Source organism: Devosia sp. (assembly GCF_014860165.1).
Lineage (GTDB): Bacteria > Pseudomonadota > Alphaproteobacteria > Rhizobiales > Devosiaceae > Devosia.
Genome location: NZ_JACZKG010000015.1, coordinates 106,931 through 120,444 on the forward strand (window position 1 = coordinate 106,931; position 13,514 = coordinate 120,444).

The window sequence follows — 13,514 nt, forward strand, 5'->3', positions numbered from 1 at the left end:
TTCTCCTACTTTGGCACCGCAGGGGCGATGCTTCAGGAGGTCAACCGTTAATGGGGAGTAAGGATGCGCTATTTGTCGGCTCGGCGTTTCGATTCACGCCGGGTAGCAATGCAGGGTGCCGAACAACCGCATATTTCACCGCCTCGCCAGAGATGACGGATTTTCCGGAGAGTCAGAAAGTTTCTGCTTTCCAACAGACTCGTCCCAATAGCGGACTAACCGCAACCCACCACCTATTTGACACTGTGAGGCCCCGACCGGACCGACCGCTTTCAGGCACTCGAACGGGCAGCCAGAACGGCAAGAATGGGGCGCGAAGCCGACAGGCAGGGTAGGGGCTGGAAGCGGACTGACCGCTTTCGGCGAAAGGTCTGTCCGTAGCGGACGCTCGCGCCGCCTCTCGAATTCGAGGGTGCTGAGCCCGGTAAGAACAAGGGCGCGATCGGGTTGCCTCATTTCATGCTGCGATGTCGAGGAATTCCAGCACCATTGCTGCGGTCCAGGTGAAACGTCCGCCGCCGCACGGCGCTCCCGTCAGCGGATCATAATATTCCGCAAAGCCAGACTGTTCGATGAGATCGAGGCTGGATCTCAGGACCCGAGCCGCAACCTCCGTCTCACCGGCCGCAAGCAGGCCATCGACGATAAGGTAGTTCACCACCAGCCAGACCGGCCCCCGCCAATAGCGCTTGGCCTCGAAACGAGGATCGTCCGGGTCATGGCTGGCAATGATGTATTTCAGTCTGGTTGCCTGTTGCTGGATGACCTGCCCAATGGCGGCTGCGCGCGATTTCGGAATTGCGGCGAACACGGGGATAAGCCCGCCGATAGACGGGCTGTCGATAAGCGTCCCGGTGATACGATCCAGGCAAAGATACTGGCCGTGCCGATCACTCCACAAGTTTTCGAGCGCTGCCAGGCCGCGTGCCGCACGGTTACGGTTTCGGGCGGCCGTATCGGCGTTGCCCAGCGCCTCGGCCACCACTGCCAGATCCTGGCAACCCCGGATCAGGATGGCGTTGAACCCCGGATCGACGACCTGGAATGGCGATGCGTCGTGGAGTCTCGCATTATCCCATCCTAGGCCCCGGAAGTGCTCAACGAGCCAGAGGTAGCGGTCATACTGCGCCTTGGTCGGGCGGTGCGCGGGATCAGCGTGCTGGGTGTCGCGGCGGGTATAGGGCGCGATCCCCTCGGTAGGCACGCGGTCGAATGCCTCATCCCAGTCGATCGAGTTGTCGCGGCCCGCTTCCCAGGGATGCAGGATGGCGACGAGGCCTTGCCCTTGCGGATCGCGGTTGGCGTAGAACCAGGCAAACCACTTTTCGATTTTGGGCAAAAGCGCGCGGGCACGTCGTTCAGCGGCCGTGCGATCCGCACTGCGCTCAAACAGCTGGCGCAATGCGAAGCCTGCTATAGGCGGCTGCGTGATGCCGGAGGTTGGCGTCGCACGCCCGGTTCCCCACACATCAGGTCCCGGGAAATACCCATCGTCGTGAACGTGGAAAATGATGTGCGGCACCATTCCGTCGGGCCACTGATGCTCGAACAACGTCTCCATCTCGGTCCAGGCGCGGTCTTCATCGAAGTGAGCCTGCCCCAGCGCGGTGAAGCACGAGTCCCAGTTCCACTGAAACGGGTAGAGACCCTTGGTCGGCACCGTATAAGCGCCTCTGTCGTTTTCCTTGAGCACCTCGATGGCGAGGTTGAATATTCGGGATTTGTCCTCAGGGGTCATGGTCGTTTCCAGTAAATTCAGTTCAAGACAGTCGAGTCGGCAAAGGCGTCGGCGATGACGCCATGCCCGGCCGCGTTGGGACGGTGAAGTGCCCGCGGCCGTTGCTGCGGAGAATGGCAGTCGCAGTGTCCGCGATCGAAGGCGCCGATGACATGTCAGACGGCCTTCGTAGATTCCGGGTCGAACCAGCGCACGCGATCTGGCTTGGGGCTCAGCCGCAATTCGTCGCCAGGTGATACCGCAAGGTCGCTGTCGAGCACGGCACGGAACGGCTTGCCACCGACTTCTGCCGTGACCAGCGTGTGCGCACCGAGTGGCTCGACGACGCGCACGACGGCGGCAAAACCGTCTGGAGAAACCGTCAGGTCTTCCGGTCGGATGGCAAATTCGAGCGCGTCGCCTGAAGCGGGGCCAGCAACTTCCAGCCCGGCAACCTGCCATTGGCCATTGCTGCCTCGCCTGGCCGGCAGGAAGTTCATCGGCGGATTGCCGATAAAGCTCCCGACAAAGCGAGCGGCCGGGTTGCGATAGACTTCCACCGGGCTTGCCGCCTGTACGATCTTGCCACCATTCATCACCGATATGCGGTCGGCCAGGCTCATGGCCTCCACCTGATCGTGCGTGACGTAGATGGTCGTCGTCTTGCTGGCGTCGAGCACGCCCTTGAGCTCGGCCCGCATTTCGAGGCGCAACAGTGCATCGAGGTTGGACAGCGGTTCGTCCATCAGGATCACGTCGGGCTCCATGGCCAGAGCTCTGGCAACCGCCACGCGTTGGCGCTGACCGCCTGACAGCTGCCCGGAATAGCGTTTGAGCAGCTGCTCGATATGCATCAGTTCGGCCGTCCGGTTTACCCGGCGGTCTATCTCCTGCTGCGGCAGCTTCTTCATGCGCAGGCCGAAGGCGATGTTCTCGAACACCGTCAGATGCGGAAACACCGCATAGTTCTGGAACACCATGGCAATGCCACGTTCGCGCGGGGGCAGCTTGTCGACGCGCCGACCACCGATCCACACTTCGCCCTGGCTGGGTGTTTCGAGGCCGGCGACAATGCGCAGCAACGTGGTCTTGCCACAGCCGGACGCACCCAGCAGCACCATGAATTCCTGGTCGGAAATGGTCAGGTCGATGGAGTGCAGGGCCTGGAAGCTGCCAAAGCTCTTGGCGACGTTCTTGATGACGATTTCGGCCATTGGACTTCTCCTAGCGGTTCGCGATGCCCCACATCGCAAACAGGTATTTGCGAACGGCGAAGATGAAGATCAGGGCGGGAATGACCATGGCGGCACCGCCGGCGAATTTGAGATGCAGCGGCGACACGTTGAGGTTCTGCACCAGGAAGGCCGGCAGCGTGCGGTTCTCAATGGTCAACACGGCCGCAGCGAAGACCTCGTTCCAGGAGATGGTGAAGGCAAAGACGGCCGAAGCGGCGATGCCTGGCAGCACCAGGGGCAGCACCACCTTCTGGAAGGCCTGCCAGCGATTGCAGCCGAGGGTCCAGGCCGCCTCCTCCAGTTCGAGGGGAATGCCGGAGAACAGCGAGAAGGTGATCAGCACGGCAAAGGGAATTGCCAGCACGGTGTGGACAATGGCGAGACCGATGGCCGTGTCGTCGAGGCCAGTGCGAATGAACAGTACGGCCAGCGGCAGCGCCAGGAGGGGCAATGGGAAGGCGCGGGTCATGACGACCAGCATGCGGAAGGCCTCCTTGCCGGGAAAATCGAAGCGCGACAGCGCATAGCCCGCCGGTGCGCCAATGCCGATCGACAGGATCATGGTCAAGACCGCGACCAGAACCGAGTTCCACAGGGCCTTGGCGACGCCGGCAAAGGAGATGAAGAACTGGATCGAGGAAAAATCGAAGCTTGGTATGCCCGTCTTGGGAAAACCGGTGACCTCCTGGGGCGAAGAGAGCGTATTGACCATCAGCAGGTAGATCGGCACCAGCACCCAGGCGCAGATCAACACCACGGCGGCGATGAACAGGAAGCGGCCGGCGGAACGCGCCGTCTCCACTGCCTTTGGCGTATCGTTCTCGACAGTGGCGGTCATATCGTAGCCCCCTTGGGAACGCGCAGCGCACGCAGGAAGAACAGCGTGGCGGCGATGGAGATGGCGAGGATGACCAGCGCATAGGCCGAGGCGACGTTGCGGTCCTGCAGGGTGAACTGCCACTGGAAGGTTTCGCCCATCAGGACCGGCAGTGTCGTGCCGCCAAGAGCGGTCACCACGGCAAAGACTTCGAATGCCGCAAGGGTGCGCAGGATCAGTGCCGATTGCAGGCTGGGTCGCAGCATGGGCAGCGTGATCTTGATGAAGCGCTGCCAGGCGCTGGCCCCGAACACTTCGCCGGCCTCATAATATTCCTTGGGGATCAGGCCCATGCCCGAGACCAGGATGACCATGACAATGGCTGTCGCCCGCCAGACTTCGGCCAGCACCACCGCGAGGAAAATGACCCAGATGTTCTGGTAGCCCAGGAACAGGATGGGCTGCTCGACGACGCCGAGCCCGTAGAGCATTGAATTGAGAAAGCCCGACTGCTCGAAAATGGCCAGCCAGACGATGCCCGCTGCAAGGTCGGAGAGACCGAGCGGGATGGAGAAAATATAGAGGATGGCGCTGCGGCCAGTCTGCAACTTGGTGACGATCGAGGCCATGGAGAGCGCCATGACCAGCTGGATCGGCACGACGACAGCGGCCAGCAATATGGTCCAGCCCAGCGCCGTGTTGAACTTCCAGTGCGAGGCCATGGTCTGCACATGCTGCAGCGTGAAGCCTTCCGGTCCCGTCACCGCCAGCAGCGCGATCTGGATGAACGGGTAGACGAAAAAGACCAGCAGGAACACGGTCGCCGGCAACAAGAGCAGGTAGGGCAGCGCCTTGGGGGTCATGGTCGTGTCCTATCGAACGGGAGCGGCTGGGAGCCACCCGGCGCCGCGAATGGCGTCGGGTGGCAAATCCGGGAGGAGCCTTAGTCGACCGGGCAAGGACCTTCCGAGGCGGCGTCCGGCAGCCAGCATGGCGCATTGGCCTGCTCCATCAGGCTGCGCAGGGTACCGGCCTGTTCGTCGAGAACGGCACGGATGGGCTGGCCGCCCAGGATGATGCGCTCGAACGTATCGGTATAGACCTGGTTGAACTGGCCGCCGAGGTCACCCAGACCCACCGGCAACAGCGCCGGCAGGGCATCGGGCGCCGAAGTCATGGCGGTGATCGCAGGACCCAGTGCCTGTGCGGAGGCCGGCAGGTCGGTCGGCAAGGCGGCGTCGGTCGTGGGGTAGAAATTGGTGGCGAGCAGCGTCGCGACCTGGGTTTCAGGCTGCATCATGAACTGGGCAAGACGCATGGAGGCGTCCATGTCCGGGGCACCTTTGGGAATGGCGATACCGGCGAGCACCGGCATGAAGCCACGTCCCATCGGGCCGGCGGGCGCCGGGAAGGCGACGAAATTGTCCGGCTGCTGATTGAAGGCATCGGCCAGGCGGGCAATGTGGTCGAAGGCCACCCAGACGTCACCGGTCAGCAGGGGCTCCTGCATGAAGGCGTAGTTGGTCGAGGCGGGGTTGGTATACTGCCAAAGCTCCTGGAACATGGTCCAGCCGGCCTCGGCTTCCGCCGATGCAAACTTCGTCACGGTCGAGCCGGCATAGGAGGGCAGCAGGAAGCCCTGGAAGAAGCGATGCTTGAGGCCCTGCGGTCCGGCCGGGAAGCCGAATTTTGGCGAACCGGTGCCCTCGGCCATGGCCTGGGCCCAATCAACCAGCTGGTCATAGGTCAGCGCATTGATATCGGCGCCTTCGGGCAGGTATTCGAGGGCCTGCTTGTTGGCGGCCATGACATAATTGGCCTGCATCCAGGGCAGGTATTTCTGCTCGGAAGTGCCGAGCTTGCCCAGTTCAAGAAAGGCGTCGCTGACGGTGATGCCCGCCAGGTCGAGGCCGGACAGGTCCGCCCAGCTATCGGCATAGGTCGACAGGTCGCCATGCAGAGCGCCGACGAGCCCGATCTGGCCCGATCCCGCTTCCAGCTCTGCCTCGAGACGGGTGATAAAGGGACCGACCTCCTGAGGTTGGAAATCGACGCCACCCTCAAAGCCGGCCAGGACGTTGTCGCGCATCCTCTGGGTTTCTTCGATCGGCGCGGCCTGCGTCGACCAGAACAAAACCTGTGCGTTGGCGGGCACTGCGAGTGTCAGCGACAATGCTGCTCCGGTGAGCCATTTGGTCGTGTTTTTCACGTCTAGTCCTCCCTTTGGTTATTCGTTGACTTTGGGCCTGCGGGGCGCGGGCCCGTGGCTGGCGCGCAGCACAAGATCCGGCCGCACCAGGCGCGTCGCCGGCTGATCGGCCGGATTTTCGATAACCTTCACCAACATGTGCGCAAGGTCGCGAGCGCTGGCCCGGATCTTTGCGTCGAAAGTGGTAAGACCAGGCGGCGCGTAAGCACCCGCCGTGATGTTGTCGAAACCGATGACGGACAGGTCCTGTGGCACGTTGATACCGGCCTTGGCCGCCTGCTCGAGGATGGCGATGGCGATTTCGTCGAACAGACCGATGATGGCCGTCGGACGGTCCGGGCGATGCAGCAGACGGTTGATCGCAGCGACGCTTTCCAGTCGGTCAAAGCGCGGGAACGACTCGACCGACAGGCGCACAGACGGGTCACCTTTGCGGACAATCGCGCTTTCGAGCCCGGCCTCTCGGTAGTGGCGGAAGGTCATGCGATCGGAGATCGTGACGAGGCCAATATGACGATGGCCATGGTCGTAGAGCAGATCGAAGGCTTCGCCGAAGGCTGCCTCGCCGTCCGAATCCAGCCAGTTGTGCGGATTGGCCGGCTCGCGCAGCCGGCCATGCGAGACGGATGGAAACCGCTGCATCGCAAGATAGGCCAGTCGAGGGTCCTGCTCGGCGATGCGCGGCACCACCATGCCGTCGGCGCGGCCGGATTCCACCACGTGGCGCAGGACCTCGAGTTCGTTCTGTCCCTGCTGCACGGTGGCAAGGAAGAGGTCCAAGCCGTGGGACACCAGCCCCTCACCAAGGCCAGTGATAAATTCGCCAAGATAGGAGTCTACAAAGTTCGGCCCCCGAATGGGCATGAGCAGGCCAACAAAGCCACTCCGTCCCGAGACCAGCTGGCGTGCCGCGCGGTTGGGGACGTAACCGAGTTCACGCGCCGCGTGCGAAACACGCTGCCGCGTTTTAAGGGCGATCTGCTCATGGCCGGCCAAGGCGCGCGACACCGTCGTAATCGACAGGTCAAGCCTTGCGGCCAGCTCTCGCAGAGTTTTGGCCCGATTGTCGCCCAATGCCTGCAACCCTCCCTAAAGCGCTTGCATTCCGGTTTTTATGAAATTGCAAACGCTTTAAATTGGTCGCATGCTCAAAATGAGCTGTCAAGCATCCGGCGTTCGCACCATGAGACCAGCTATGAAGGACGGTACAAAGACTCCGTCTTGGCATACCAATCCCGCAAGTGCTGCCGACGCAGTTAGTCGGCAACGAACAATGCTAATGTGGGCTTCAGGCTCGGGCCTGAGGGACAAGGCATGACCGGATTGGGGCCGGAAGCGGCCTAACGGCTACTAGGCAGTGGTATTGGCAAGCGGCCCCTTAAGTTAACAACCCAAGCAGCGTTCTGGGCTAGGAGGAATGCACCGCGCGACGTCGACGCCAGACGCCCTGGGCAGACTAGGACGTCAGCACTGAATGCCGTCAGCCAAGGCAGCGCGAGTATCCTTAGCCCGTCATTCAGCGCTTATGACTGGTCTCGTGTCCGTCCCCTAGGACGCCTCGAGCGCTGAACCCACCAGGCTGAGGCGGCACTGTTCGTGCAGTGCCTGTACATAGACGTTCTTGGCCATGAACAGGGCCTGTCCGAAATAGACCTTTACCGGCGGTAGTACATCGATCTTAACCTGTGCCAGGTCGGCGTCTTCCGGCTCCACGCACCAAGCGGGGATGATGGCAAAGCCCAGGCCGCTTTCCACGCATTTTTTGACGCTCGAACTGCCTGAGGCCGATGTCGATGCCTCGGTCTGCCCGCCGCCCTTTGCCAGGAAATCCATGGCCATGTTGCGCAGCGTCTGCCCCGGCTCATAAGTCACCATAGGCCTGCCGCGCGACCATTCCGGAATGTCTACCGGCCGCGGCGGTGGCCCCCAGATACGGGGATAGACCAGGTTCAGGTGATAGGTGCCGAGCAGGCTTTGCGGCACAACGGGGTCGCCGAAGAACCGCTCATTGATGCAGACGTCCAAGCTCCCGTTCTTGACCAGTTCGGCCAGCGACGTGTCGCGCTCATAGGCGATCAGCTCGACGCTGGGAAACCTGGCATGGAAGGCGGCCAGCACAGAGGGCATCAGGTAGTAGAAAATGGCCTGCGGCAGGCCGATGCGCAGCACCGGGCGTTGACTGGTCACCACCAGTGCCAGCCGCTCCAGCATGATTTCCAGCTCAGGGTGCAACAGGTTGTAGAGGGCGACACCGCGCGGGGTCAGCCGGATCTTCTTGGCGCCCTGATCGGACTCGACGAGCCGCTCATTCATGACCTGTTCCAGCCGACGCACATGGTTGGCGGCGGACTGGTAGCTCAGGTTCAGTTCCCGTGACGCCGCCGAATAGGATCCATGCCTCGCCACGAGGTAGAAGGTCTGGATCAGCGTAAGGTTGATTTCTGCCATGGGCTCAAGGCTCCTGCGCTTGATCATAGAGGCCGCGGACAGGCGGGCAAGCGACGGCAGACCGAAAAGGTCTACAAATATGCTGCGCTTCACCCCCGCTTCATTTGTATCGACGCTTTCGGCAGGGGCGTCCCATTGTGTCCGGACCCGTTTCATCCCGTGTTCGTGACATGTCCCGTCCATCAAGCATTTCTTCCAGATCGCCCAGGTCCGTGGCCGTTGTCGGCGCCGGCATTGTCGGGATGTCGGCAGCCCATTTCCTGTCACGGGCCGGCTGGCAGGTGACCGTCTATGATGCTGGTGTCGTTGCCTCGGGGGCCACAGGTTCGGCGGATGGGGCTGTCTCGGTGGCCAGCAAGAAGCCTGGCCCGCTGATGACCCTGGCGGTAGCGGCAGTCAAATTCTACGAGCAGCTCGTCGCCACCGGCATACTCGTCGATGAATACCTACCCCGCTCGACCTTTGTCGTGGCGTCCGACCATGAGGAACTGGCTGTGCTCGAACGCCATGCCGGCGAGCTGGAAGCGGCCGGCGTGCCGATCCGCATGCTCAAGGGTGCGGCGCTCATGGCAGTCATTGGGGCCGCCGCCCCCACGGCCATCGCCGCGGCAGAAGTCCAGCGCGAGGGCCATGCCGTCGGCTACCGGGTGGTCGAACGGCTGCGCCAGCTGGGCGGCTTTGCCATCCGGCGCAACTGCCGCGTCTCGGGCTTCGAGTCCAGCAATGGCTGCATCACCGGCGTGATGACGGAGCAGGGTACCGAGCCAGCCGACGCCGTGCTGCTGGCCACGGGTATTGGTTCTATGCACTTCCTCGCTGAGTCCGGTCTCATCCGTCCGCGCAAGGGACAGCTGATCGTTACCGACCGCGCCGGCGCGGACAGTCCACATTTTCCCGGCCCGCTGATGTCCTGCCGTTATCTCGTCAGCAAGGGCAGCCAGCCGGCGGACAGCGCCGTCGCATCGCGCTCACTGGGGCTGGTCATCGACCCGCTCCGCACCGGGCAATTTCTGATCGGCGGCTCGCGCGAAGATCGTGACGACCGGGAAACGGCCGATGCCGATGTCGTTGCGACCCTGCTGCGCGATGCCGTGGCGCTGTCGCCCTCGCTGGCGCAATTGCGCATCATCCGCGTTTTCTCCGGCCTGCGCGCCGCCACCCGCGACGGCATGCCCATCGTCGGTCATGTGGGTGGCGCTGAAAATCTCTGGATTGCAACGGGCTTTGAGGGGGATGGCATCTGCCTCGGCCCCATGATCGGACGCCTGTGTCAGCAGATGATCTGCGGCGAGTCACCGGAACAGGACATTTCCGCCCTCGACGCTGCCCGGTTCGGGCTAACCTTGGCGGCTGCGGCATGAGCGACGTCCAGAGCTTTCTCTTCGACGGGGTCAGCATCCCCTGCACCGGTCGCGAGACCATTGCCGCAGCGCTCGAACGCGCTGGCATACGCGTTATCGGCACGGGGCAGGGTGATTGCACCGGGCGCTATTTCTGCGGCATCGGCGCCTGTCAGGCCTGTCTTGTCGCAGTCGATGGTGCGCGCATGGAGGCCTGCCTCACGCCCGCTCGCGGCGGCCTGCAGGTCAAGCGCATTTTACCGGTGTCGCCATGAGCAGTCCCGAAGTGCTCGTCATTGGTGGCGGCCCTGCCGGTGTTTCGGCCGCACTGGAGCTGGCCCGGGCCGGCATCGATGTGACGCTCTGCGAGCAAGGCCCTCGCCTGGGCGGCGCCATCCACCGGCAGCCGGACGATCCGACGCAATCGGTCCGCGTGCCGCGGTCGCACAAGCAGCGCTGGCAGGCCATGTCCGATGAGCTGGCAGCCAGCACAGTGAAGGTGCTCTGCCGACACATGTTTGCCGGCATCGAGGCCACCGGGGCCGTGCTGCTTGAGGATCGCATACATGGCCGCCTTGTCACCCGGCGCCCCGCGGCGCTGGTCTTGGCTATGGGCGCGATTGAACGGGTGGCGCCAGTGCCCGGCTGGCACTTGCCCGGCGTGGTCACCGTCGGCGGTCTGCAGGTGATGATGAAGTCGACCGGCAGGGCCCCAGATGGCGACGTGCTGATCGCCGGGTCTGGCCCGTTGCTGGTGGCTCTTGCCGCGCAGATGGCCTCTCTTGGCAATGCACCAGTCGCGGTGCTCGAGCGCAGCACCAGGCTGATGTCGGTTTCCGTCATCGCCAGCCTGCTGCGGGCGCCTGCCTATCTTTGGGAGGCTGCCGGCTACCTGTTGACCCTGGCGCGGTCGGGCATTCTTCCCCGGCGCGGGGCCTTTGTCACCGCCATCGCGCCCAGGGACGGGCGCCTCTCGGTTACAACGCTTGATCGGCATGGCCGGGAACGGCAGATGCTCGTCGATCGCGTTGCCCTGCATGATGGCCTGCTGCCAAATAGCAATGGCACGATGGCTGGCCAACACGGCCCCTTCATCGTCCGCGCCGGCGATTGCCGGGAAGTGCTGGGCGGTACTGCCGCCCTTGCCGATGGCCGCCTTGCCGCACACGCTGTCCTTGCTCAAATTGGCAAGGCCGTGCGCGCCACCAAAGTGCCTGCCGCCATTTTGGCGCGTGAGCGCCAGGCGCAGGCAGCCCTCAACACCCTGTTCGACTATTCGGGTCGCGATCCCGCCCAGCTCCCCGACGAAACCATTATCTGCCGCTGCGAGGGCCGCACGCTTGGCCAGCTCCGGTCCATGCTCAGTGGCGACGATCCAGTCTCGGCGCGCGAAATAAAGCTCAATGGCCGCTTCGGCATGGGTGCCTGCCAGGGGCGTTTCTGCGCAGAGTGGGTGGCTTCGTTTGTGGCCAGTCAGCGCGCCGATGGCAGCCCCCCTCAGGCCTCCGAGATCGTCGGCAGCCGCTGGCCGGTCAAGCCGGTTCCCATTGCCGCCTTCGTCACGCTTCCCCCTTCACATCCGTCAGAGTGAGCGCCGTGTCCACATTGTCCCAGCTCGTCAAATCCGGTTCCGACCGCATCGAAGTCACCTCGCCCTATGATGGCCGCTTGGTGGGGCTGGTTTCAGCGACCTCGTCCGCCGTCATCGTCGACGCCGTTTTCCTGGCCCGTACTGCGCAGGCTGAATTCGCCTTTTCGACACCGGCCGAGCGCCGCGACCTGCTCAACGCCCTCGCCTCCGCGATTGCCCGCGAGGCAGAACCGCTGGCTCAGCTCATCTGCGCCGAAGTGGGCAAGACCATCGCTGAAGCGCGCAACGAGGTGAGGCGCGCGCAGAACACATTGCGCCTCTCGGGGGACGCAGCCACGTTCCTCGATGGTGAAGTGCTGCATTGCGGCATCGTGGCCGGCGGCGCCAATCGCCAGGCCGTCATTACCTATGAGCCGGCCGGCGTCGTCGGCGCCATCACGCCTTTCAACTATCCGCTCAATCTGCTGTGTCACAAGCTCGGGCCGGCCATTGCCGCCGGCAATGGCTTGGTGGCCAAACCGTCGCCCAAAGCCCCTCTCACTGCCCAGCGCCTGGCCGAGCTGGCCGAGGAGGCGGGTTTTCCCGCCGGCCTGTTCCAGGTGGTGCATGGCGGCGCCGCCGAAGCGCTGGCCCTGGCCCGCGCTCCCATCGATCTGTTGAGCTTCACAGGCGGAACCGCGGCTGGCCTCGCCCTCAAGAACGCCGCCGGCCTGGTCCGCTGCCTCATGGAACTGGGCGGCAATGACCCGCTCTTCGTCATGCCCGACGCCGACCTGCAGGCGGCCGTGCGCACGGCTATTGCCCAGCGCTACGAAATCGCCGGCCAGAGCTGCGCCGCCGTCAAGAAACTCTACCTCCATGCCGATATCCACGATGAGGTACTCGAGGCGCTGGTTGAGGCCGCCCGCGCCGTGCGCCACGGCGATCCTCTCGATCCCGCCATCCAGATGGGTCCGGTGATTGATGCGCAATCTGCCGCCCAGGTTCGGGCCCGCGTCGGTTCGGCCTTGGAGCAGGGCGCGCGCCTATTGGTCGGCGGCACAGGGACTGGATCCCTGCTGGCCCCGACAGTGCTGGCCGACGTACCACCCGATTGCGATCTCTTCGCACAGGAGACTTTCGGCCCGGTCATTTCGGTCCGGCGGTTCGATGATGCCGGGGCAGCAATCGCCGAATTCAACGCCGGCGCCTTTGGCCTGCAGGCGGGTGTCTTCAGCAATGACCACGCCGTTCTCAAGCGCTTCTCGCGCGAGCTGCGCGTGGGCGGCGTGATGATCAATGAGGGGCCCGATTTCCGCGCCGAGCATGTCCCCTTCGGCGGCATCAAGGGCAGCGGCCTGGGTCGCGAGGGGGTCCGCATCGCCCTGCGCGAGATGAGCGAGACCAAGGTTGTCATCGACTAGGGGGAGGACTTGAGATGCGCATCGCGGTATTTGGAGCATCCGGCCGGGTCGGTACCCGCCTCGTCGAAGCCATCTTGACCGATCCCGGCCTTGAGCTCGCGGCGGCTCACGTCTCGCCGGGATCGCCCTGGATCGGCCGTCAGGTCGGCAGCACCGTCGTGGAATACCGTCCGGCGGAAGCTGACATCAATGCGCATTGCGATGCCATCATCGATTTCTCTTCGCCCGCGGGGAGCCTGTATCTGCAGCGCATGATCGGGCAGCGTTCGGTGCCAATCGTCATCGGCACAACCGGCTTTTCCGGCGACGAACTGGCGCAGATCGATACCGCCTCGCGCTACCGTCCCATCCTGATGGGCGCCAATTTTGCGCTGGGCTTCGCCGCGCTTGCCCGTGCGGCCAGGCAGTTCGCCGGCGCCCATCCAGGGGCCGTGATTGCCATTGAGGAAACCTATCACCGCCGCAAGAAGCGTGCTCCTTCGGGCACCTCGCTGCTGCTGGCGCGGGCTCTGCACGAAGCGCAGGCCGCTGCGGCGGGGGCCAGTGCACCGGAACCGGAAATCCACGTCCACCGGTCGGGCGATACCGTCGGCATCAACGAGGTGCGCTTCGACCTGGGGGATTCCGAAGTCCGCTTCACCTTCTCGGTGCAGACGATTGCCGCCTATGCCCGCGGCGCTCTGGCCGCCGCCATCCAACTGGTCGAGTCGGGCGTCGGCCCCGGTCGCTATGACGCCCTCGACATCTGATTTTC

At 63.8% G+C, this 13,514-nt stretch carries 12 protein-coding genes; 5 read left to right on the forward strand and 7 right to left on the reverse strand.

Translation table 11 applies throughout. The features are described from left to right. Positions 1-457 precede the first annotated feature (457 nt). The 7 genes from IH615_RS04020 to IH615_RS04050 form a co-directional block, all read right to left on the reverse strand. Positions 458-1,738, reverse strand: coding sequence for a trehalase family glycosidase (locus IH615_RS04020; protein ID WP_291360011.1), 1,281 nt, complete (start codon positions 1,736-1,738; stop codon positions 458-460). A gap of 155 nt (positions 1,739-1,893) precedes the next feature. Further along, on the reverse strand, positions 1,894-2,931 hold the full coding sequence (locus IH615_RS04025) for an ABC transporter ATP-binding protein (RefSeq protein ID WP_291360012.1): 1,038 nt from the start codon (positions 2,929-2,931) through the stop codon (positions 1,894-1,896). A 10-nt stretch (positions 2,932-2,941) separates the two neighbouring features. After that, positions 2,942-3,790: a carbohydrate ABC transporter permease gene (locus IH615_RS04030; protein ID WP_291360014.1), complete on the reverse strand. Its 849-nt coding sequence runs from the start codon at positions 3,788-3,790 to the stop codon at positions 2,942-2,944. After that, a complete protein-coding gene (locus tag IH615_RS04035; RefSeq protein WP_291360015.1) occupies positions 3,787-4,632 on the reverse strand; it encodes a sugar ABC transporter permease in 846 nt (281 codons plus the stop codon). Before IH615_RS04035 ends, IH615_RS04030 begins: the two co-directional genes overlap by 4 nt. Positions 4,633-4,712: 80 nt before the next feature. Further along, positions 4,713-5,978, reverse strand: coding sequence for an ABC transporter substrate-binding protein (locus tag IH615_RS04040; protein ID WP_291360016.1), 1,266 nt, complete (start codon positions 5,976-5,978; stop codon positions 4,713-4,715). 18 nt (positions 5,979-5,996) lie between these two features. After that, on the reverse strand, positions 5,997-7,052 hold the full coding sequence (locus tag IH615_RS04045; RefSeq protein WP_291360017.1) for a substrate-binding domain-containing protein: 1,056 nt from the start codon (positions 7,050-7,052) through the stop codon (positions 5,997-5,999). Positions 7,053-7,526: 474 nt separating this feature from the next. After that, positions 7,527-8,426 carry a LysR family transcriptional regulator gene (locus IH615_RS04050; protein ID WP_291360018.1) on the reverse strand — a complete coding sequence of 300 codons (900 nt, stop codon included), beginning with the start codon at positions 8,424-8,426 and terminating at the stop codon, positions 7,527-7,529. 212 nt (positions 8,427-8,638) lie between these two features. On the opposite strand from IH615_RS04050, the gene IH615_RS04055 reads away from it, so the two are divergent. The 5 genes from IH615_RS04055 to IH615_RS04075 are packed head-to-tail and all read left to right on the forward strand — an operon-like array spanning position 8,639 to position 13,509. Next, positions 8,639-9,787, forward strand: coding sequence for an FAD-binding oxidoreductase (locus IH615_RS04055; RefSeq protein WP_291360020.1), 1,149 nt, complete (start codon positions 8,639-8,641; stop codon positions 9,785-9,787). Next, a complete protein-coding gene (locus IH615_RS04060; protein ID WP_291360022.1) occupies positions 9,784-10,041 on the forward strand; it encodes a 2Fe-2S iron-sulfur cluster-binding protein in 258 nt (85 codons plus the stop codon). The genes IH615_RS04055 and IH615_RS04060 overlap by 4 nt, the downstream gene beginning before the upstream one ends. After that, complete coding sequence (locus IH615_RS04065; RefSeq protein ID WP_291360024.1) at positions 10,038-11,357, forward strand: FAD-dependent oxidoreductase; 1,320 nt, start codon at positions 10,038-10,040, stop codon at positions 11,355-11,357. Before IH615_RS04060 ends, IH615_RS04065 begins: the two co-directional genes overlap by 4 nt. Before the next feature lie 5 nt (positions 11,358-11,362). After that, positions 11,363-12,760, forward strand: a complete 1,398-nt coding sequence (locus tag IH615_RS04070) for an aldehyde dehydrogenase family protein (RefSeq protein ID WP_291360026.1) — start codon at positions 11,363-11,365, stop codon at positions 12,758-12,760. Positions 12,761-12,774: 14 nt separating this feature from the next. Further along, positions 12,775-13,509: a dihydrodipicolinate reductase C-terminal domain-containing protein gene (locus IH615_RS04075; protein ID WP_291360027.1), complete on the forward strand. Its 735-nt coding sequence runs from the start codon at positions 12,775-12,777 to the stop codon at positions 13,507-13,509. Positions 13,510-13,514: the final 5 nt, after the last annotated feature.